Origin of the sequence: Bacillus sp. LJBV19, assembly GCF_017797845.1 — a bacterium.
Taxonomy (GTDB): Bacteria; Bacillota; Bacilli; order Bacillales; family Bacillaceae; genus Bacillus; species Bacillus velezensis.
Window position 1 is genome coordinate 2,663,882 of record NZ_CP072563.1, and the last position, 22,173, is coordinate 2,686,054.

The following is a 22,173-nucleotide window of genomic DNA, read 5'->3' on the forward strand; positions in this document are numbered from 1 at the left end:
ATTATGAACGCACGCCGAAAAATGACTTGATTTTCGCCATCATCCCTTTTTGCTGCTCTTCAAGCACCTGCAAAGGAACGGATTCTCCTAAAATGCGCCGGGCGATATTGCGGTACGCAATGCTGGCGCGGTTTTTGGAATTCATGGCAATCGGTTCGCCGATATTTGAAGCCCTGATCACTTCATCATCGTCAGCAACGATTCCGAGGAGATCAATAGACAGATGATGAACAACTTCATCCACATCCATCGTGTCACCGTTTTTCACCAGGTGATTTCTGATGCGGTTCACGATAAGGCGCGGCGGTTCAATATCTTCCTGCTCCAAAAGTCCGATAATGCGGTCAGCGTCCCGCACCGCTGATATTTCCGGCGTCGTCACAACAATCGCCTTATCAGCTCCGGAGACGGCATTTTTATAGCCTTGTTCAATTCCGGCCGGACAATCAATAATGACATAATCAAATTCCTGCTTAAGCTCCTGCACAAGCGATTTGATCTGCTCAGGGACAACAGCCGTCTTGTCGCTTGTCTGGGCAGCCGGCATTAAATGAAGCAGATCATCAAAACGTTTGTCTTTGACAAGCGCTTGATGCGTCTTGCATCTGCCTTCAATTACATCTACTAAGTCGTAAATAATTCTGTTTTCAAGACCCATTACGACATCAAGGTTGCGCAGTCCGATATCTGTGTCTACCAAACAGACGCGCTTCCCTAAAATGGCTAAGGCGGTACCGAGGTTTGCAGATGTTGTTGTTTTACCTACTCCGCCTTTTCCCGAAGTTATTACGATAGCCTCACCCAATTTCACATTCCTCCCTCAAGCCTTGTTAGATCAGGTCTTAAATGAGCCAATTGCTGAAGGCGTTCAATGACCATATTTCCGTCAGTATCTAAATAAGCACATTCCATGTCGTTCCCTTTTTGAATGTGGTCTGGGGAGCGATTTAACACGTGATTGATCCTCAATTGTGTCGGCATCATTTCGGATGCGGCGATCACAGCCCGGTTATTTCCGTTATAACCCGCGTGGGCAATCCCTTTTAATGAACCGAGAACAAATATATTTCCTCCGGCTCTGATCGTACCGCCGGGATTCACATCTCCGATTAAAAGCAAATCTCCCGTCACGTGAAGCACCTGGCCCGAACGGACGATTTTGGAAACAGAAACAATTTCCTGCTCCTCTTTCATCCGCTGCGCTTCTTCTTTGGCGATGACTTCACTGTCAATTGAATGCACGACTAAATCTTTCTTTGACGCGATCAGATCAGTCAGCTGCTCTGCCTGTTCCTGATACAGATACCGATGCCCGAGTTTAATATGAACACTGATTTTTTGGCCTTTGCCATCAGTATATTGTTCAATCGACAGCATGTTTTGAAGACCATCGAGAAGCTCATCAAAAGAACACGCATCATCCAGATGCAATGTTAAGCCGTTTTTTGTTCCTTTTATTGTTACATATTGCTGCTTTTTGGTCTTCATCAATGTTCACCTCAACAACATACTCTTTTCGTCAAAAAAAGATAAAATCCTTTTTACTCATCTCTTAATTCTTTCTTCAGACTTATATAAAACAGCCTGAAGGGCAGGACTAATATAACGGCCCCCGCAATATTCAGCAAAGCAGTCGGCAAGAACCGCTGAATGACAAAATCGTTAAACGTCATTGTGCCGCTGCGGATTAACGTCTGAATGCCGTAGACGTAAAATTCAAGCACACATACGCTCAGCACCGCGACCAGAATGACCATCAGGGCGTTTGTCTGCAGCACTTTAAACGCTTTGGCCGCCAGATAGCATAAACCGGCAAAACCAAACATATAAACGCCTAAAACACCCGTATAATTGATGTCATAAAGAAATCCGAAAATGAAACCGTAGATCACCGCATGCTTTTGGTTGATATAAGCGGACATAAAAATCAGCGCAAGCAAAAGAAAATGCGGAACGACCTGCTGCTCGACGGAAACGAAAGGAAAACGCACCAGATCGGTATAGATGCTTTCCGCACAAAAGACCAAAATCATAATCAAAGGGAGAAGGAAACGTTTCACGATCCTTCCTCCCCTGTTGCTACGCTTCGGTTCACGACGATGACATGGTCAAGATCGTACAAGTCGGCAGCCGGTTTCACGTAAGCGATTTTCGTCAGGCCGTAAGCATCTGATTCTACATCGGTCACTTCCCCGACCGTCAGCCCTTGAGGAAATACGCCGCCCGTTCCGGATGTCTCCACGAGGTCGCCTTTTTTCACTTCACGTTTTTCATCCGGCTCAAGGATAGTCATTTTCAGAGTCTGTTTCTTTTTATCATACCCTTCAATTAAACCGTAGCCTTTGCTTCCCTTTTTGCCGGAGATTTTGGTGGCCACTCTGTTATTGCGGTCAACATCGCTCAGCAGCTGAACGGCGGATGTGAAACTGTTGAGTCCGCTGCTTTTGATCTTCCCGACCAGCGCACCCTTTTCGTTCGTGACAGCCATGTCTTTGGCCACTTTCTGCTTCGTTCCCTTATTGATCATGATCTGCTTGTACCATTGATCAGGGTTTCTGGCGATAACGGTCGCTAAAATCGGATCATAGTCGGAAATTGATTTGACATGCCCGAGTTCATCACGCAGCTTCTTGTTTTCATCTTTGAGTTCTTGGAGCTTCGCTTCATATTGTGTCTGTCCGTCCAGCTTTTGTCTTAAGCGTTCGTTTTCCTTGTACGTGTTTTTCAGGTCTTTTATGTCCCCGAAGAACCCTGCAAAATATTCGGCAGGCGTGTGAAAAATGTTTTGAAATACTCCCGTCGTATCACCGATCAGCTTTTCAGGCCAGGTGGTATTACGGCCGTTCTTCAGCGAGAATCCAATCATAGCCACCAATATGATAATACACAGAAGTAATAGCATTAACCGTTTGTTCGGCATCGTGATACACCTCTTCTATTTAACTCCTGATTATCTTGTTTTTCCTTTGAAAAGATGGATATGCTCCAGTGCTTTTCCAGTGCCGATCGCAACACAATCCAGCGGATCTTCAGCGATAAGAACAGGCATTTTCGTTTCGTCGCTGATGACTTTGTCGAGATTGCGGAGCAGGGCGCCTCCCCCTGTTAATACAATACCTCTGTCCATAATGTCAGCGGCCAGCTCAGGCGGTGTTTTTTCAAGCGTGCTCTTCACCGCGTCAACGATTGAGAGAACTGTATCACGCAGTGCATTTGCAATTTCCGTTCCCGTGATTTCGATCGTTTTCGGCAGACCTGTCAGAAGATCGCGGCCGCGGATTTCCATTGACGCATTTTCTTCACCGGTTTCTGCTGAACCGATTTCCATTTTAATAGCTTCCGCCGTACGGTCACCGATCATCAGATTATATGTTTTTCTGATATAGCTGATGATTGAGTCATCCATTTCGTCACCGGCTACGCGGATTGACTGAGACGTGACAATGCCGCCTAAAGAAATGATCGCCACTTCAGTTGTTCCGCCGCCGATATCAACGACCATGCTGCCCGTCGGCTCCCATACCGGAAGATTCGCGCCGATTGCTGCCGCAAACGGTTCTTCAATCGGATAAGCGTCACGTGCGCCCGCTTGTCTTGTCGCGTCGATGACCGCCCGTTCTTCAACGGCCGTAATACCTGACGGCACACATACCATAACGTAAGGCTTTCTCGCAAACAATCCTTTATTTTTCACAGCCTGATTAATGTAGTATTTCATCATTGTCGCAGTTGTTTCATAGTCAGCGATAACGCCGTCTTTCATCGGACGGAGCGCAACCACGTTGCCCGGAGTTCTTCCGATCATGTTTTTCGCATCGTTACCGACCGCAACGATGGACTTCGTATCCGTTTGCAGAGCAACGACAGACGGCTCTCTCACTACGATTCCTTTACCTTTAACAAACACAAGCGTATTCGCGGTTCCCAAATCTATACCAAGGTCTCTTGTACCAATTCCGAACATATGTATGTATCTTCCTTTCTTAAAGCAAAAATACCCTAAAGGGAAAAACTCATAAAATCTATTATATCTTAAATCAACGAAAAAAAAAGTGTTACAAATATCCTTTTTCCTTTAAACTCACAAATTTTTTGTCACCAATGACCAAATGATCCAGCAGCTCGATGCCGATTAAATTTCCGCACTCAAAAAGCCGCCTGGTTACCTCTATATCTTCCCTGCTCGGTGTAGGATCTCCTGAAGGATGATTGTGAACGCAAATGAAGGACGCGGCGGATCGTTTGAAAGCTTCTTTAAACACCTCCCGCGGGTGGACAATAGATGAATTCAGACTTCCGATAAAAACGGTGCGTTTATGAATGACTTGATTTTTGGTATTTAAATATAAACAGACAAAATGCTCCTGGGATAAAAAGCGCATATCCTCCATCACATACTTCGCCCCGTCTTCCGGAGAGCGGATGACGCAATGCTCCCCGGCGGATGTCTTATGAATGCGGCTCCCCAGCTCAATTGCGGCAAGAATCTGAACGGCTTTCACCGTGCCGATTCCCGGAATGCTGGAAAGCTCCTGGGCAGAGGCGCCTTTTAACAGTCGCAGCCCGTCAAACGTCCGCAGCAGCCGGTGAGCGAGGTTCATGACGGACTCATGTTTCGTTCCCGTCCGCAGCAGGATGGCGAGCAATTCATTGTTAGAGAGATGTTCGGCTCCGAAGTGCAGAAGCCGCTCTCTCGGTTTTTCTTTTTCGGGGAAATCTCTTAATTTTAACGGCAGATCACGGATGATCAACCCCTCCTTGTTCCCCTTCCCGGTTTGAACATCAAGCTTTTATATTAAATTCTTTCAAGGCTCTCATTGTTTTAGCGACAGGAAGCCCGACGACAGAATAAAAATCACCGTCTATTTTTTTCACTAAAAGCGCGCCTTTTCCTTGGATGCCGTATGCACCTGCTTTATCCATCGGTTCTTTTGTTTCAATGTAGAGCTGTATGTCGTCTTCACTGAGCGGCCAAAACGTCACTTCCGTCGTGTCACAGAACGTTTCTTTCCGGTCATGCGTCTGAATGCTGACCGCCGTAATGACTTGATGGCTTCGGCCGGAAAGCCTCCGCAGCATGTGTGCCGCTTCTTCTCTGTCATGCGGTTTGCCGAGGCATTCGCCGTCTATGCACACCATCGTGTCAGCCCCGATAACGACTGCATCGGGATTTTCGGCCAATACAGCACCGGCTTTTTGCTCGGCCAAACATTGGACGTTTTCTTCCGGCGAAAGGTTTCGATTTAATTTTTCTTCTGTGCGGCTTGCAATAATGCTGTAAGGAATCTGAAGAAGATTAAGGAGTTCTTTTCTTCGCGGAGATTGTGATGCGAGTATTAAGCGTTTTGTCATGATTGTCATCCTTTCAGGGTTTGCTTAAGAAAAAAAGATACTTGTCTATCCTACCAAATCAAACGGGCAACCACAATTTCAGAAAAATAACTTTTTGATGACAAAATAAAAAATCCCGCCGGATGACGGGAAATGAGATACTATTTTACAACACTTAAAAGCTCTTTTTGGGCTTTCCAGCCGGATTCCGAACCCGACGTTTCCAGTTCTTTCAGCGCTTGAAGCACGGCCTCTTTCTGCTTTTTGTCAGCGGCGTCTGCGCTGGATGCCGCTTTTGCCGCTTCAGCCACTTCCGTTTTTGAAAGATCTTTGCCGGTAATCGCTTTGGCGGAGAGCTCAGATGCCTGTTTAAAAGAGTCTTCCAGCCCTGAATCGACCGCAAAGCTGAGCTCTTTTCCGCCCCAAGCCTCAAAATCATGGTCTATCAGTGTCTGACCCAATTGCTGTGATAAGCTTTTTTCCGCTGCAAGCCCGGCGATCACGTATGTGTATCCGTCTTCTTTAGCCAGAGAGACGGCCGAGTATCCTTTTTCAGTCAGCTGGTCAACAAGCGTTTGCGCTCCTTTTTCTGATGAAAATTTTCCGGCCTGCACCGCATATGTTTTATAGTTTCCCTCTGAAGTTTCCGCATCTCCTGTGCCGGCTGTTTCAGAATTGTCTTTAGAAACATCTCCCGCTTTCGCCGTCTGCCCTTGTGAACCTTTGTCAGCTGATGCAGGAGCGGAGGCTTCTTTACTTCCCGACATATTTAAGGCGACAAGGCCGAGCCCGGTGCCTAAAACAGCCGCAACGGCAATTGTCGTGACCGCTTTTTTAACTGGAGAAGACGGCTGCTTTTTTTTCGGAAAATGAGGGCCTGTTTTTTTCTTCTGGTATGGCGGAACGACTTTCGGGTCATCTTCAAATACCTCAGAATTCTTCTCATGATCCCAATTGAAATCTTCTTCTTTCGGATCTTCATGGGATGCGGCGGTCTCCTGCTCCGCCTTTTTTGTTTCCTCCCAATTTGAAAATGTGACGGTTTTCTCCCCGCCTTCTTTCACATCTTCTTCTCCATACATCGTTTCTTCTTGTCCGTTAATGGTTACTTTAAGGGCATTGTTTTTAGCTTTGCTGTGCTTTTTGCTCTTCCTTTTTTTCAACGTCTCTTCCCCCTTGCATTCGTCTTGGCCGTACCTTGAACTGATCATGGTTCACACTTTAGCATAGGCGTAAAAAAAAAGAACAAGACTTTTGTCGTCTTGTCCAAAAAACGTTCGCCAAATTTTTCAAGCCCCGCCTGAAGCGAGCTTGATGTAAAACGAAAACAGCTCTTCACCGTATAAATAACTCAAAGCGCTCCCGGCTGAGATGGCCGGCGCAAACGGAAATGGCTGCTTTTTACCAAGCCTGCCCCGGGCTGCGGCGCACATACCGTATACGGTTCCGATCATAACGGAAAGAAAGAATGCAATGAGCACGAGCTTCACGCCGAGCGTCAGGCCGATCACCCCAAACAGTTTCACATCACCTGCGCCGATGCCTCCTTTACTGACAAACATGATAAAAACAAGCAGAAAAAATCCGCAAACGGCTCCGGCAAACCCTGCATACCATGAATCCAGCGGAGAAAACATACGGCCGGCAATGAAAAGCGGAAGAAAAAACAGCAGAACCTTGTCAGGAATCAGCATATATTGCAGATCCGTCACGGTAACAATCATGAGCAGAGACAGAAATAACAGCGCGACTAACAGTTCTTTCGAGAAACCGAAATGAATGCCTGCTGCCGTGAATAAACACGCCGTCCAGCATTCCGCCGCCGGATACATAACCGACAGCTTCGCACGGCAGTTTCTGCATCTGCCTCTTTGCAGAATATAGGAAACGACGGGCACAAGTTCCCCCCAGGAGAGCGGCAAGCGGCAAAACGAACAGGCTGAACGCGGCGAAATAACCGAGATTCGAAGCGGGATACGGCACGCTGCTGTATAAAAAAAAGAACCGAAAATCAAGCCGAGAAAAAACAGAAACAAAAGCACTCAGACCACACCTTTACTATCAATCTGGCTCAGATTATAGCAAAGAAAAACACCATGACTGAAATGGCTGAAAATATATTTTCAGCATAAAAACACCCGGCAAAACCGGAAAAGGGTCTGCCGGGCATCCGAGGGGCTGTCAGATAAGCCGCTTTCTCATTTCTGAAATAAAATATAAGGAGCCGGTAATGATGATGACATCATCCGCCCCGTCTTTTTGTTCTATCCATTCTTTCACACTGTCCGGGTTCTCATCGAAGCTCTTAGCCGCAAGACTGCTTGCATTGTAAAGGGCTTCGGCGCTTGAAGCACGCGGAAAGTCAAATGATACAAAGTGAATAGAGTCCGCTTCGGTTTCAAGCTTTTTAATCATTTCCTGATACGGTTTGTCTTTTAATGCGCTGAATACGACATGAACGTTTTTATCGGAAAAGCGCTGCCTGATCGTTTCTGTCAGCGTTTCAACGCCCTCTTCGTTATGCGCGCCGTCCGCAAACACTAAAGGGCGGCTTTGAAGACGTTCAAACCGGCCCGGCCATGAAGCTTTTTCCAGACCGTTTCGCATTGCTTCTTCAGAAATGACTGCGGCTCCCAGACGATTCATCCATTCAGCGGCCAATATCGCCAATGCCGCATTCTGCCTTTGGTGAATGCCGATCAGCGACGTTTGAATGTTTTCATAGCATTTCGTTTCCGTTTCCAGCGAAAAGCTTTCACCGGACGGAAGCGCCGCTTCATTAAACAGTCTGCACGTTTTATATAGTGACTGATACGGAGCCTGCTTTTTTTCGGCTTCCGCTTCAATAACGCCGAGTGCTTCCGGCTGATTGACGCCCGTAATGACCGGAATGGAATTTTTAATGATACCGGCTTTCTGCCCGGCGATCTCCTCGATGGTATTGCCTAAAATGGCCATATGGTCATGTCCGATACTTGTAATGACCGACAGGAGCGGTTTCACAATATTGGTTGAATCAAATGTGCCGCCGAGCCCCGCTTCAAAAATGACAAAATCGATATCAGCCCGCTTCGCAAAATATAAAAATGCACATGCTGTAATGATTTCAAATTCTGTCACCGTTCCGGCATCGGTCTTATCAAGCTCATCGACTATCGGTTTTATGTCATTAACGAGCGTTCTCCATTCCTCATCAGAAATCGGCGTGCCGTTGACGCTGATACGCTCATTAAACGTAATAATGTAAGGCGATGTGAACGTGCCGACCGTATAACCGGCTTCTTGAAGCACGGAACGGATAAAAGCGACGGTCGATCCTTTGCCGTTTGTGCCCGCCACATGAATGGCGCGAATGTTCTTTTCCGGGTGTTCCAGTTTTTCCATCAGCTTTTCCATACGGAGAAGGCCCGGCTTAACGCCGAACTTGAGTCTGCCGTGAATCCAGCTGATCGCTTCTTTGTACGTATTAAACAATGAAATCCCCTCTTTTATACGACAAGGCGGTTTCTTAGGAAACCGCCCCGCTGTTTTATCAGCCTTTCAGCTCTGCAATCCGCTGCCGGACAGCTTCGCGTTTTGCCGTGTAGTCTTTCTCTTTTCCGCGTTCTTCTTCAATGACATGTTCAGGAGCTTTTTTAATGAATCCTTCGTTGCCGAGTTTTTTCTGAACGCGTTCGACTTCTTTTGTCAGCTTGTCGAATTCTTTTTGCAGACGGGCGATCTCCTCATCAATGTTAATCAGCCCTTCAAGCGGCAGAATGACTTCCGCTCCGGTGACGACCGCTGTCATCGCTTTGTCTGCCGCAGTGATATCCGTCCCGATTTTCAGCGTGCTCGGATTCGTAAAGCGTTCAACGTAAGAACGGTTCTTCTCAAGGCGGCCGGCAATGTCTTCGGTAGATGTTTTAATGTAAAGCTCAACCTGCTTGCTCATCGGCGTGTTGACTTCGCTCCGGATATTGCGGACAGAACGGATTAATTCGACGAGCAGTTTCATATCCGCCGCTGCCTCTTTATCCGTATGTTCCGGCACCGGAACCGGCCAAGAGCTGATCGTGATTGACTCGCCTTCATGAGGAAGGTGCTGCCAGATTTCTTCCGTTAAGAATGGCATAAACGGGTGAAGAAGACGCATCGTCTGGTCAAGCACGTATGCCAGAACAGAACGGGTTGTTTTCTTCGCCGCTTCATCTTCCCCGTACAGCGGAAGCTTCGCCATTTCGATATACCAGTCGCACACATCGTCCCAGATAAAGTTGTACAGGTGGCGTCCGACTTCACCGAATTCATAACGATCCGCAAGCTGTGTTACGTCTTCTATCGTTTCATTCAGTCTTGTGAGGATCCACTTATCAGCAACTGATTTTTCACCGGACAGATCAAGCTCGTCATACGTCATGCCGTCCATGTTCATTAATGCAAAACGGGAGGCGTTCCAAATTTTATTTGCGAAATTCCATGTGGATTCCACTTTTTCATAGCTGAAACGGAGATCCTGTCCCGGTGAACTTCCGGTTGCCAGGAAATAGCGCAGGGAATCCGCTCCGTACTTGTCGATGACATCCATCGGGTCCACGCCGTTCCCAAGGGATTTACTCATTTTTCTGCCCTGCTCGTCACGGATTAAGCCGTGAATCAGCACGTCTTTGAACGGACGCTCGCCGGTAAACTCAAGACCTTGGAAAATCATCCGGGATACCCAGAAGAAAATGATGTCATATCCCGTTACAAGAACATCGGTTGAGTAATACCGCTTAAAGTCTTCAGCGTTTTCATCAGGCCAGCCCATTGTAGAAAACGGCCAAAGCGCGGAGCTGAACCATGTATCAAGCACGTCTGAATCCTGTTCCCAATTTTCACTGTCCTCAGGCGCCTCAAGGCCGACGTACACTTCTTTTGTTTCTTTATGATACCAAGCCGGGATGCGGTGGCCCCACCATAGCTGACGGGAAATACACCAATCACGGATATTTTCCATCCAGTGCAGGTACGTTTTCTCGAACCGGTCAGGAACGAAGTGAACTTTCTCTTCTTTTGACTGAAGGTCAACCGCAGCATCGGCCAGCGGCTGCATTTTGACAAACCATTGTGTGGACAGGTACGGCTCAACAACGGCGCCGCTTCTTTCACTGTGGCCGACGGAATGCATATGGTCTTCGATTTTAAAGAGAACGCCGGATTCCTGAAGATCTTTGACGAGTTTTTTACGGCATTCAAACCGGTCCATACCGTTATATTGCAGCGCTTTTTCATTCATTGTTCCGTCTTCATTCATGACGAGAATCCGCTCTAAATTGTGGCGGTTTCCGAGTTCAAAGTCATTCGGGTCATGGGCAGGCGTGATTTTAACAGCGCCTGATCCGAATTCCATATCAACATAATCATCGCCGACGATCGGAATTTCGCGGTTTGTAATCGGCAGAATCACCGTTTTGCCGATTAAGTGCTTGTAGCGCTCATCTTCAGGATGAACCGCGACAGCCGTGTCGCCAAGCATCGTTTCCGGACGGGTGGTCGCGATTTCAATTGAGCCTGAACCGTCTGCTAACGGGTAGCGCAAATGATAAAACGCGCCCTGTACGTCTTTGTAAATCACTTCAATATCGGATAAAGCCGTTTTTGTGGCAGGGTCCCAGTTGATGATATATTCGCCTCTGTAAATCAAGCCTTTCTCGTACAACTTGACGAATACTTCCCGCACGGCTTTGTTCAGCCCTTCATCAAGAGTGAAACGTTCGCGTGAATAATCGAGTCCGAGTCCCATCTTGGCCCATTGGCTGCGGATGAAATCAGCATACTCTTCTTTCCACTTCCACGTTTCTTCTAAAAACTTTTCACGGCCGAGGTCATAACGGCTTGTGCCCTGTTCGCGGAGTTTCGCTTCGACTTTTGCCTGAGTGGCGATGCCGGCGTGATCCATGCCCGGAAGCCAGAGCACGTCATAGCCCTGCATGCGTTTCATACGCGTAACGATATCTTGCAGCGTCGTATCCCACGCATGTCCGAGGTGCAGCCTGCCCGTCACGTTCGGCGGCGGAATGACGACAGAATACGGCTGTTTCGTTTGATCGCCGCCCGCTTCAAAATATTTTCCTTTCAGCCAAAAATCATAGCGGCCTTTTTCAATCGCAGACGGATCATATTTTGTCGGCATTGTTTGTTCGTTTGTATCCATGATAACCCTCCAGCATGTTTAGAAATGGCTGAGCAACTAAAAAAGAGCCTTCATCCTGATAAAGGACGAAAAGCTCTTTCGCGGTACCACCTTTTTTCATGAACAGATTTGTTCATGCACTTAAACGGATAACGGGTGCGGCCCGAATTTCTCTACTGTATGTTCAAGAAATTATGCTCCCGGGCGACCTTCCAATGAGACGGCATAAGAAGCCTTTCAGCACAGTAGCTTCTCTCTCTTCATGCGTCTTTCTTGTACTCTTCCCGTTCAAAGCAGGTGTATTTATATCAGCTCATGATCTTATTTATTATGTTCTTTATTATAGTAAAAGTGTTTTTGATTCGTCAATCATCTTTTCCAAAAACCGCTGCCGTCATACATAAATGGGCATGCACCCCGCCCTTTCCCTTACATACGATACATAGAAAGGCGAATGTGAGGAGGAATTGCCCGTGAGAAAAAAATTCAATTCTTATTCGCTCCCCCAGTGGGCCAGACAGGTCCGCCTTGTATCCGTGCAAGTCATTATCCCGATTACGATCTTTCAGGGGATCAGGACGATTTTCTTTCCGACGACTTTTGATGTCCTGCTGCTTGCCATCCTGCTGTTTTTAGCGTGCGCCCTGCATTTGGAATGGATATAAAAAAACGAGTCCCGTTATGAAGAGGACTCGTTTTCCGCTTTTATTTTTTTCTCCCGCTCAATCTGATGAACCTTCATGAGAAAAGGCTCAACATTTTTCATCTGCCAAAACGCTCTTAATAATTGCGTGCACTCTTCTTTTTCAGAGCCCCTTTGGCCGGTCTGATACCGTTTCAGCACTTTGTACATGGCGGACGGATAAGCCATATAGCTGAGAAACAGGCTGATTTCCGCTTCACGGAGCGGGAATGATTTGTGATACGTATAAAACCAGTCCAGACACTCCGGGCATGCTTTCGGATAGCTTCTGAACATTCTGGAGTAAAAGCCGAGCAGGTCGTTTTGCGGAGGGCCCAGCGCAGCTTTCTCGAAATTCGTGAAAAAGCCCGATCCCGCATCATTATACAGAAAGTGGCGGCTCGATAAGCTGCCGTGGTTGATCACCGCTCTCGTCTTGTCATGGTCCTTTGCCGCCTCAAACCATTCTTCCAGACGTTCCAGAGCAAAATTGACGGCGGACACCGTTTCTGTAAGATACGTAACAGCCTGCAGTTCAAAAGGTGAAAGGTACCACTCTTTTTCCGCCCGGTCGGCGAATTGTTCATAGACAAGCTTATCATTTTCCCAATCTCTTTTCGTTGCTTCATAAAAGCCGCTGATATCTTCAGTCCGGATTTGGATGTCCCGCACAGTCGCAGAATGGAGCTTCGCGACCTCTTTAAAAAGGTAAACATGTTTTTGATCCCGTTCCTCTTCCTGATCGTACTGAAGCCAAGGCATTAAATAATAAGAATTCTCCGTCTGTCTTCCGGCAAAAAAATCGCCGGCATACGTGCGGCAGATCGGCACAAATGATCGGTAGCCCTTCTCCTCAATCTCAATCATAAGATCCGTAAATTCACTGCTGCGGGCCGGCTTGAGCTGTTTCAAAGCAAAAATGCCGTAGTTTGAGTAGACCTTCCAAACATGCGGGCTGACAGGCTCAATATACTCTGCCGCCAGCCCGTATTCCTGAAGCACTGATTGGACTGCTTCCATTCCATTCACCACATTTTTACGGCCTCTTTGTGCTTACGCATGGCTGTTATTATATTCAGGTATATACAGAAGCTGACCTTCTTCAAGCTCGTCATCAAACGATAAAGCATTCGTTCTGATGAGCTGCTGGGATGTTATGTCATATCGTTCACACACCCGGTCGATAGTATCTTGCTGCTGTACGATACAAATTTTCATTCTTGAAAACTTTTCTTCTTCCCTTGTAAATAATTTTGTCAAGTAATGAGAGTTGTCATTTTCCTTCTGCTCGGTTCCCGGTGCCGCTTCTTCATTCTTTCTTTCAGACTTAAGCGGCTCAGGCTGTTCAGCTTGCGCCGGCTCCTCAGGCGGCAGTTTGGAAAACTGAAAAGACAAATCGAGAGGCTTCCCGGTTTCCTCCTCCGGCTGCGCCATCTTCCTTACCTCAATTTCAAACCCTTCTTCATCATGAGCCTCTTCTTCAAGCAGCTTAGGAGCGCTGTAAAACTCCTCTTCCTGCCGTTCCGGAACGAACTCGCGATAAACGGGCGCCTGCTCTTCTTGAAAAACCGCAGGCTCATCATCGTCTTCTGCCGCCTCATGATCACTCTGACGGAGAAGCGGCTCGGCCTCTGGCTGTTCTTCTTTTTGAAGGAAGGTCTGTTCCGCAATTTTTGGTTTTTCCGCATGCGGAGTCAGAGTGAACGCAGGGAAAACCGGCTCGTTATCATCTTTTGACTCTTCCTGCACTTCTGCTGAATCATCCTCAAATACAGGTTCATTCCTCACAGCCGACATGATTGCAGGCTCCTCAGCTTCTTCCGGCTCTTCTTCGTGTTGGAAGGAAACGGGAGGAGGAGGCTCAATAAAGGAAGCAGGTTTCGGCACCTCTTCCTGCTCCCTCAGAATCGGGGCAGTCTCCTGCTCTTCTTCTTCCCGCTCCCTCAGAATCGGGGCAGCTGCTTCCTGCTCTTCTTCCCGCTCCCTCAGAATCGGGGCTGCTTCCTGCTCTTCTTCTTCCCGCTCCCTCAGAATCGGGGCTGCTTCCTGCTCTTCTTCTTCTTGCTCCCTCAAAATCGGGGCTGCTTCCTGCTCTTCTTCTTCTTGCTCCCTCAAAATCGGGGCTGCTTCCTGCTCTTCTTCTTCCCGCTCCCTCAGAATCGGGGCAGTCTCCTGTTCTTCTTCTTCCCGCTCCCTCAAAATCGGGGCAGTCTCCGGCTCTTCTTCTTCTTGCTCCCTCAAAATCGGGGCTGCTTCCTGCTCTTCTTCTTCCCGCTCCCTCAGAATCGGGGCAGTCTCCGGCTCTTCTTCCTCCTGCCTGAGTAAAGGCGGAGTTTCTTCCTCGTTCTTCTCGGTTTCTTGTGCTGCTTCTTCTGATACAGTCAAAGGTATTTCAGGCTCATGGCGTATCATTAATTCTGGTTCGTTTTCGTCCTCAGAATAATGTCCGGCAAGATTGATCATTTCTTCTCTGGCAAATTCAGGCGCCACGTACAAAGGGATCTCCGGCTCTTTTGGCTCGGATTCCTCAAGCAGCCCTTCAATTGCCAAATCAGCTTGAATGGTTAAGATCCTTGAATCCGTCAGCTGATAATCAAAGGCATCAATAAATACGAAAACATCATTGAGGTGGCTCACTTTATTTTTCGGAATCGTGATGTCCACCGGGAAACAATGAATGAGCTCGGCCGTGCCATCCTCCCTCGCCCTCACTTCCTCTACATGCCTCAGCTCCCTATCAAGCTCTTCAAAATGACTGCTGTGATCTATGTTGTACTCGCCAGTAAGTTCTAATGATCCTTTAATTGAGACATAATCATTTACTTCCTGCACCCTGATGTCAGGGTCTAATGAAATCGAAAGTAATTCAGAAACTTCCTGTCCTTTTTGGAAACAGATTGATTCTTCAACAGAAAATTGCAATCGGTGATTATGCGGCAAGTTCATATCCTCCTTTCATCTAATCCATACAATTAGATGTCACTAAAGGTGTATGCCGCAATCCGGGAAAATATGATAATGGAGGCATTGAAAAAAGCCGATACAAGTCTTGCTTGCATCGGCTTTTCTGTATCAGCGGCTGATCGCCTGGAACACTTTCTCAGCGGCTTGAATGGTTTTTTCAATATCCTCCATTGTATGCGCAGTGGAGAGAAACAATCCTTCAAATTGAGACGGCGGCAGAAATACGCCTGCGTCGGCCATCCCTTTATAATATTTGGCGAACAGCTTTAAATCAGAAGATTTGGCTGCTTCATAGTTAATGACAGGCTCATTTGTGAAAAAGAAGCCGATCATGGAACCCGCCCGGTTAAACGTGTGCGGAATGCCATGTGCTGCAGCTGCTTTTGAAATGCCTTCTTCAAGCATATCGCCTTTTTTCACAAATTCTTGGTAAGATTCAGGTGTGAGCTGCTGTAACGTCTCAAGTCCCGCTGTCATGGCAAGCGGATTTCCTGACAATGTTCCCGCCTGGTAGATCGGACCGCTCGGCGCGATTCGTTCCATAATGTCAGCTTTTCCGCCATACGCACCGACAGGAAGACCGCCGCCGATGACTTTGCCGAGACACGTTAAGTCAGGCGTCACGCCGAAATACCCTTGCGCACAGTTATAATCCACGCGAAAACCGGTCATGACCTCATCAAAAATGAGCAGCGCGCCATACTGTTCCGTAATGTCGCGAAGTCCTTGTAAAAAGCCTTCCTGCGGCGGAACAACGCCCATATTGCCTGCTACCGGTTCAACAATGACCCCGGCAATATCTTCACCGTACTCCCGGAATGCGAGTGCAACGCTTTCCAAGTCGTTGTATGGAACGGTAATCGTATTCATTGCTATTCCTTCCGGCACGCCCGGGCTGTCCGGAAGGCCGAGTGTCGCCACTCCGGATCCCGCTTTGATCAGCAGCGAATCGCCATGGCCGTGGTAACAGCCTTCGAATTTCAAAATTTTGTTGCGGCCGGTATATCCTCTTGCCAGACGCAGGGCGCTCATTGTCGCCTCTGTGCCGGAGCTGACCATCCGCACGATTTCAACAGACGGCACACGGTCAATGACCAATTTGGCCAGTTCGTTTTCCACCTCAGTAGATGCCCCGAAACTTGTCCCGTTCTCGGCTACTTTTTTCAGGCTTTCAACAACCCGGTCATTTGTGTGGCCCAAAATGAGCGGCCCCCAGCTCAGGACGTAGTCGATATATTCATTGCCGTCAATATCAAAAATTTTCGATCCTTTTCCGCGCTGCATAAAGATCGGGTCCATATCAACTGATTTAAACGCGCGCACCGGGCTGTTCACTCCGCCCGGCATCAGTTTCTGCGCTTCTTTAAAAGCGGCTTTTGATTTTTCATAGCTTCTCATCTGCCTCAGCTCCCGTCAAATGAAATCGTTACTCAGCAAGCCATTTTGCTGCGTCTTTTGCATGATACGTCATAATCAGATCGGCTCCTGCACGTTTCATGCTCGTTAAAATTTCCAGCACCATTTCTTTTTCTTTAATCCAGCCGTTTTGGGCTGCCGCTTTCACCATGGAATACTCCCCGCTCACATTATATGCGACCAGCGGCAGGTGATGGCGGTTTTTCACATCACGCATAATATCTAAGTATGACATAGACGGTTTGACGATTAAAAAGTCAGCGCCTTCTGCCGCGTCTGATTCAGCCTCACGGAGCGCTTCCAAGCGGTTGGCCGGATCCATCTGATATGTTTTTCGGTCTCCGAACTGCGGCGTGCTGTCAGCCGCGTCGCGGAACGGACCGTAAAATTCACTTGAATATTTCACGGCATAAGACATGATCGGAATATTCGTGAATCCTTCTTTGTCGAGCGCTTCTCTGATCACTGTGACAAAACCGTCCATCATATTTGAAGGAGCGATGATGTCAGCGCCTGCTTTGGCCTGGCTGACGGCTGTCTGCGCCAGCAGTTCAAGCGACTCGTCATTGAGGATTTCTCCGTCTTTCACGACGCCGCAATGGCCGTGATCCGTGTATTCACAGAGACACGTATCAGCGATTACGATCATTTCAGGATAATGCTTTTTAATTTCAGCAATCCCTTTCTGCACAATGCCGTGATCATGAAAAGCCTGGGTTCCGCAGGCGTCTTTTTCTTCCGGCACGCCGAAAACGATGACCGACTTAATGCCGAGCGATATCAGCTCAGCCATTTCATCCTTTAACAAATCGAGTGATACATGATAAACCCCCGGCATGGAAGGAACTTCTTTTTTTCCTTCGAGCCCTTCAACGACAAATAACGGGTAAATAAAATCTGAGGGGTGAAGACGTGTTTCTTTTACTAAATCTCTCATCGCAGCGTTCGCGCGCAAACGGCGGTGTCTGTTAAATGTTTGATTCATCATTATCAATCCTTTCCCGACATGCTGCACATGACGTCCAGCATGCCTTCAATCGTATAAATGTCAGGCACATGGGACGAGATCCCGTATTCCAAGAGCGCTTTCTCTGTCAAAGGGCCGATGCTGATATAGCTCGCACCGCTGTTTTCCCACGCTTTTTCTCCGTCTCCGACCGCGTGCATAAACGTATGCACCGCCGATGAGCTGGTAAACGTAATAAAATCAAAATGAGAGCGGGATGCAGCCCGTCTCAGCTCGTCCATGCCTTTTTCATCCTGAATGGTATTGTATAACACCCATTCCCTTATTTGATAGCCAAGCGGCTCAAGCTCCGCTTTTATGACATCGCGTGATAAATTGCCCTTTATCACTGAAATGGGTTCGGCAGCTGATGCGTGCCGTTTTAAAGTATCAGCCAGACATTCCGCCACATACTCGTCAGGCATCGCATCCGTCCGGGCTCCCCGCTCTTTCAGGGCGCGCGCAGTCTTTTCACCGACGGCTGCGATTTTTTTCCGTCCCGAAAGCGCAAGACCGTGCCGATCAAGATAGGAAAAAAAGAACCGGACACCGTTTACGCTTGTAAACACAAGCCATCCCGGCTCAGAAAGGTCTTCCCGGAGACTGTCCGCACATTCATCCGGGAGCGCTTCCTGAAAAGCGATCAGCGAAGCCGAAACAGCCGTTCCGCCGAGCGCCTCCACTTTTTTTCGGAACGGTGCGGCCTGTCTTTTGTTCCGGGTGACGAGCACGGTCTTTCCTTGTAAAGGAAGGTCATTTGCCATCCTGATCTAGCTCCTGTTTCACGCTGTCGATTAGTGCTTTGGCTCCTTTTTCAGACATCATCGCCGCACAGCGTTTCCCGATTTCTTCCGGATCATGTCCTGCCGCTGTTTCTTTATAAATCGTCTTTCCGTCCGGAGACGCGACAAGACCGACCAATTCAACCTCATCCCGGTCATTGACGGACGCATACCCGGCTATCGGCACTTGGCAGCCGCCTTCCATCGCGTGTAAGAAAGCCCGTTCGGCTGCCACCGTGCGCTGCGTATACTCATCGGTAAATTGCGCAAACAGCTTCAAGAGCTCCTCATCCGACTCTCTGCATTCAATGGCAAGAGCGCCTTGGCCGACCGCAGGCAGACAGCGGTCCGGTTCGAGAAATTCAGATACGACATCATCTTTCCAGCCCATTCTCGAAAGTCCCGCAGCCGCTAAAATAATAGCATCGTAATCTTCCGTTTCAAGCTTTTGAAGTCTCGTATCGATATTGCCTCTGATCCACTTAATTGTAAGATCAGGGCGTTCAGCAAGAATCTGGGCGCTTCTTCTTAAACTGCTTGTGCCGATGATGCCCCCTTCTTTTATGCCGTCCAGCTTTTGATGCCCTTTTGAAATCAGCGCATCACGCGGGTCCTCACGTTTCGGTATGCAGCCTATGACAAGACCCTCAGGCAAAACGGCGGGCATGTCTTTCATGCTGTGAACCGCCATATCAATCTCCTGATGCAGCAGCGCCTGTTCAATCTCTTTGACAAACAAACCTTTGCCGCCCACTTTTGACAGTGTAACATCAAGGATGCGGTCGCCTTTTGTGACAATCTCCCGGATTTCAAAGTTATAGGAAGGGTTCAATTCCTTCAGTTTGTTAATCACCCATTTTGTCTGGGTCATAGCCAGTTTGCTCCGTCTGGAACCTACCTTAATCGTTCTCATTTTCTTTCCTCCCGAATCTGTTTGGGCGCGTGCGTTAACTGAACCAATGGAATTGCGACAGGCTTCCGAGCAGGAAGTAATTAATCATCAGCACGAGAAAACATGCTGAATTCCATAACGCCGCCACTTTTCCCTGCAGTTCCTTAATCATTCTGATATATAAATAGTAGCTGTATAAAAGCAGCACAATAAACGAACCGAGCACTTTTGAATCAAACCAGTACAGCGTTTCCAGCGACACATACGCCCAGATCACGCCTAATATCAGGCTCAACAGCAGCATCGGAACCCCGATGACATTTAAAACGTAAGCCATATAATCAAGTTTTGACAAATCTTCAATTCTCAACAGCCATTTTCCCCACTTTTTCTTCTTTAATAAAGAATATTGAAACTGATAAAGAAGCGAAAAGACAAAAGAAAGGGAAAAAGCGCCGTAAGACAGAATCGCCATTGTAATATGAATGACCAAAAGCTCTGAGACCAGCTGGCCGGAAAAAGCGGCCGAATGCTGATCCGTCGGTGAAAACGTATGGATCGCAATCATCGAGAAACCGATGACATTCGTGAAAAACACGATAAAATCAACGCGCAGAATCTGCGTGACCACAAGTGAGAGCGTGACAAGCACCCACGCATAAAAGTAAAGGGCCTCTGTAATATTCAAGACCGGAAATCTGCCCGTCTGCCACATGAAATAAGAAAGATAGACGGTTTGCAGAGTCCAGACAATAGAAAGCAACCAGAAGGCCATTTTCCCAGCCTTCCGGTTGTGTTGAAGAAAATCTATAAAGTAAAAAAGGACGCTTACTGCATAAATAACAATTGTCGCTTCATTAAGTCTTGCCATTGCTGTATCAATCATACAGCCCTCACTCACTTACAAGCGGACGTAAGCCCGTTTTTGCTTCTGCCTTTTGAAACGAATGAACCGTCTGGCGGTTATCCAGGCTTTTGTCCAGCTGGCGGCCGGCCTCTTCCTCAATATCGAATATCTGCATAAACAGCTTCAGCTTTTCATCTGAATCCGCTTCAGCCGCAAGCTCTTTCGCTTTCAGAATCGGGTCGCGCAGCATTTGGTTAATGATGCTTTTCGTATGTTTGCTGAGAAGTTTTTTCTCTCTTACCGTCAGATGAGGCAGCTTGCGCTCAATGCTCTGCATCGTATCGGACTGGATGGACAGCGCCTTTTCACGCAGCGCCGAAATGATCGGCACGACGCCGAGCGTATTAAGCCACTGCTTAAACTCAACAATTGCCGCTTCAATAAACAGCTCGACTTTTTCAGCGGTTTCACGGCGTTCTTGTAAGTTAGCTTCAACGATTCCTTCAAGGTCATCAATATCGTACAGAAAAACACCTTCAAGATCGTTAAGCGCCGGATCGAGGTCTCGCGGCACAGCGATATCCACCATAAATAACGGACGGCCTTTCCGCTGTCTGCCCGCTCTCTCCATCATTTCTTTGGACACGACGAAATCACTTGCGCCTGTCGAACTGATTAAAATATCAGCTTCAGCAAGTGCATGTTCAAGCTGGTTTAAGCTGCGCGCTTCTCCGGAGAAACGGTCAGCAAGCGCTTTTGCCTTCAAAAACGTTCTGTTGATGACCGTTACTTTGCCGATGCCGTGACCGTGCAGGTTTTCTGCGGCGAGCTCGCCCATTTTTCCCGCACCGAGAATCAAAATGTGCTTATTTGACAATGAGCCGAAGATTTTTTTCGCGAGTTCAACGGCGGCGTAACTGACGGAAACGGCATTGGCGCCGATATCGGTTTCGGCATGCGTGCGTTTGCCGACGGTCACCGCCTGTTTAAACAGCTCATTGAAAATGGTGCCGATCGTCTTTTCTGCCTGCGCCGTTTTAAAGCTCGAGCGGACCTGGCCGAGTATTTGCGTTTCTCCGATGACCATGGAATCCAAGCCGCACGCCACACGGAATAAATGCTCGATCGCCGCGTCGCTCTCATAAAATTTCAGAAACGGAGACAGCTCTTCTTTCGGCAGCGAGAACCATTCGGATAAAAATGTCTTTATATAATAACGGCCGGTATGAAGCTGGTCGACCACCGCATATATTTCGGTGCGGTTGCAGGTTGACACGATAATGTTTTCAAGAACACTTTTTTCTTCTTTTAAACGGAGCATCGCTTCTGCAAGCTCATCCGGCTGAAAACTTATTTTTTCGCGTATTTCAATAGGGGCGGATTTATAATCTACTCCCACAACAAGAATATGCATCGCTTTCATGCACCCCCGTACATCGCAATTTATTTATAATCATTCTAACATAGAATTTATTATTTATAATAATTATAACATAGTTTCTTCGGGAAAATGTGAACAGATTTCAAAAATGTTATGCTATAGTATAAAAAGCTCGTTTCCACTTAATCATCATACTAAAAATCCTTTACTGCGGGTAGGTGACAGGATGAAAAAAACATCAATTTTATTACCGGGACTTCTGCTTGCCGCTTCATTATTCGCATGGCTTCAGAGCGGACAGGTTCACCTGTTTGCGAATCAGGGGGAATGGCCGGTGCTCCTTATGCTCTTGGGCGCCGTGCTCTTGTATCAGGGCAAAAAGGAAGCGGCCGGGCCTCACGTCCTGATCGGCATGCTTCTTTTCGGCATAGGTTTACACTTTTTCGCCAAACCTGAGCTCTCATGGTGGCCGGGAGATTTTGAAATGATTCTCTTCGTCTTCGGATTCTCCTTATTTGCGGCAGCCAGAAAAGAATATGTATACGAAGCGGTTGCCATGATTGGTTTTTCCCTCTTTTTATACTTCTTTAAACAAATTACGGCGTGGCTGGAGTCCGTCCATATTCCGACGGAACACTTCAAAACATACTGGCCGTATGTTTTCATCGGAATCAGCCTTTTATTATTGTTTATCAAGCGGAACAAAACTATACGATAA

General features: G+C 47.6%; 21 protein-coding genes and 1 other annotated feature. Of the genes, 2 read left to right on the forward strand and 19 right to left on the reverse strand.

The genetic code is table 11. The annotated features are described in order from the left end of the window. Position 1: 1 nt before the first annotated feature. The 11 genes from minD to J6600_RS12890 form a co-directional block, all read right to left on the reverse strand. Positions 2–805, reverse strand: coding sequence for a septum site-determining protein MinD (minD, locus tag J6600_RS12840; protein ID WP_003152655.1), 804 nt, complete (start codon positions 803–805; stop codon positions 2–4). A gap of 2 nt (positions 806–807) precedes the next feature. Continuing rightward, complete coding sequence (gene minC / locus J6600_RS12845; RefSeq protein WP_003152653.1) at positions 808–1,488, reverse strand: septum site-determining protein MinC; 681 nt, start codon at positions 1,486–1,488, stop codon at positions 808–810. 53 nt (positions 1,489–1,541) lie between these two features. After that, positions 1,542–2,060, reverse strand: coding sequence for a rod shape-determining protein MreD (gene mreD, locus J6600_RS12850; protein WP_003152650.1), 519 nt, complete (start codon positions 2,058–2,060; stop codon positions 1,542–1,544). Further along, positions 2,057–2,920 carry a rod shape-determining protein MreC gene (gene mreC / locus J6600_RS12855; protein ID WP_007408166.1) on the reverse strand — a complete coding sequence of 288 codons (864 nt, stop codon included), beginning with the start codon at positions 2,918–2,920 and terminating at the stop codon, positions 2,057–2,059. The genes mreD and mreC overlap by 4 nt, the downstream gene beginning before the upstream one ends. Positions 2,921–2,950: 30 nt before the next feature. Further along, positions 2,951–3,964: a cell shape-determining protein MreB gene (mreB, locus tag J6600_RS12860; RefSeq protein WP_003152647.1), complete on the reverse strand. Its 1,014-nt coding sequence runs from the start codon at positions 3,962–3,964 to the stop codon at positions 2,951–2,953. A 91-nt stretch (positions 3,965–4,055) separates the two neighbouring features. Further along, positions 4,056–4,751, reverse strand: coding sequence for a RadC family protein (radC, locus tag J6600_RS12865; protein WP_007408165.1), 696 nt, complete (start codon positions 4,749–4,751; stop codon positions 4,056–4,058). 31 nt (positions 4,752–4,782) lie between these two features. After that, positions 4,783–5,352, reverse strand: a complete 570-nt coding sequence (locus J6600_RS12870) for a Maf family protein (RefSeq protein WP_012118105.1) — start codon at positions 5,350–5,352, stop codon at positions 4,783–4,785. 140 nt (positions 5,353–5,492) lie between these two features. Further along, the gene (locus tag J6600_RS12875) at positions 5,493–6,494 is read right to left on the reverse strand and encodes an SPOR domain-containing protein (protein ID WP_209387474.1); all 1,002 of its coding nucleotides are present in this window, start codon (positions 6,492–6,494) and stop codon (positions 5,493–5,495) included. A gap of 126 nt (positions 6,495–6,620) precedes the next feature. Continuing rightward, positions 6,621–7,373, reverse strand: a complete 753-nt coding sequence (locus J6600_RS12880; protein WP_095284152.1) for a prepilin peptidase — start codon at positions 7,371–7,373, stop codon at positions 6,621–6,623. 139 nt (positions 7,374–7,512) lie between these two features. Beyond that, on the reverse strand, positions 7,513–8,805 hold the full coding sequence (locus tag J6600_RS12885; RefSeq protein WP_014418549.1) for a bifunctional folylpolyglutamate synthase/dihydrofolate synthase: 1,293 nt from the start codon (positions 8,803–8,805) through the stop codon (positions 7,513–7,515). 58 nt (positions 8,806–8,863) lie between these two features. Beyond that, positions 8,864–11,506 (reverse strand): valine--tRNA ligase, encoded by a 2,643-nt coding sequence (locus J6600_RS12890; RefSeq protein ID WP_014418550.1) that lies wholly within the window; start codon positions 11,504–11,506, stop codon positions 8,864–8,866. A gap of 58 nt (positions 11,507–11,564) precedes the next feature. After that, positions 11,565–11,786 (reverse strand) — a binding site (T-box leader). A 172-nt stretch (positions 11,787–11,958) separates the two neighbouring features. On the opposite strand from J6600_RS12890, the gene J6600_RS12895 reads away from it, so the two are divergent. Then, positions 11,959–12,150 (forward strand): hypothetical protein, encoded by a 192-nt coding sequence (locus J6600_RS12895; RefSeq protein ID WP_003152639.1) that lies wholly within the window; start codon positions 11,959–11,961, stop codon positions 12,148–12,150. A 14-nt stretch (positions 12,151–12,164) separates the two neighbouring features. On the opposite strand, the gene ysxE is transcribed toward J6600_RS12895, so the two are convergent. The 8 genes from ysxE to hemA form a co-directional block, all read right to left on the reverse strand. Next, entirely contained in the window at positions 12,165–13,187 is a 1,023-nt protein-coding gene (ysxE, locus tag J6600_RS12900) for a spore coat protein YsxE (protein ID WP_029973368.1), read from the reverse strand. A gap of 33 nt (positions 13,188–13,220) precedes the next feature. Then, positions 13,221–15,107, reverse strand: a complete 1,887-nt coding sequence (locus J6600_RS12905) for a LysM peptidoglycan-binding domain-containing protein (RefSeq protein ID WP_209387475.1) — start codon at positions 15,105–15,107, stop codon at positions 13,221–13,223. A gap of 132 nt (positions 15,108–15,239) precedes the next feature. After that, entirely contained in the window at positions 15,240–16,529 is a 1,290-nt protein-coding gene (hemL, locus tag J6600_RS12910) for a glutamate-1-semialdehyde 2,1-aminomutase (RefSeq protein ID WP_014418553.1), read from the reverse strand. Between the two features lie 28 nt (positions 16,530–16,557). After that, complete coding sequence (gene hemB, locus J6600_RS12915) at positions 16,558–17,532, reverse strand: porphobilinogen synthase (protein ID WP_015240312.1); 975 nt, start codon at positions 17,530–17,532, stop codon at positions 16,558–16,560. Between the two features lie 5 nt (positions 17,533–17,537). Next, on the reverse strand, positions 17,538–18,317 hold the full coding sequence (locus J6600_RS12920) for a uroporphyrinogen-III synthase (RefSeq protein ID WP_014418554.1): 780 nt from the start codon (positions 18,315–18,317) through the stop codon (positions 17,538–17,540). Next, positions 18,307–19,248, reverse strand: a complete 942-nt coding sequence (hemC, locus tag J6600_RS12925) for a hydroxymethylbilane synthase (RefSeq protein WP_012118114.1) — start codon at positions 19,246–19,248, stop codon at positions 18,307–18,309. The genes J6600_RS12920 and hemC overlap by 11 nt, the downstream gene beginning before the upstream one ends. Before the next feature lie 34 nt (positions 19,249–19,282). Next, positions 19,283–20,113 (reverse strand): cytochrome c biogenesis protein, encoded by an 831-nt coding sequence (locus J6600_RS12930; RefSeq protein ID WP_007408154.1) that lies wholly within the window; start codon positions 20,111–20,113, stop codon positions 19,283–19,285. A gap of 7 nt (positions 20,114–20,120) precedes the next feature. Then, a complete protein-coding gene (gene hemA / locus J6600_RS12935) occupies positions 20,121–21,488 on the reverse strand; it encodes a glutamyl-tRNA reductase (RefSeq protein ID WP_209388356.1) in 1,368 nt (455 codons plus the stop codon). A gap of 193 nt (positions 21,489–21,681) precedes the next feature. Here hemA and J6600_RS12940 point away from each other — a divergent pair, with 193 nt between their 5' ends. Then, positions 21,682–22,173: a hypothetical protein gene (locus J6600_RS12940; RefSeq protein WP_015240316.1), complete on the forward strand. Its 492-nt coding sequence runs from the start codon at positions 21,682–21,684 to the stop codon at positions 22,171–22,173.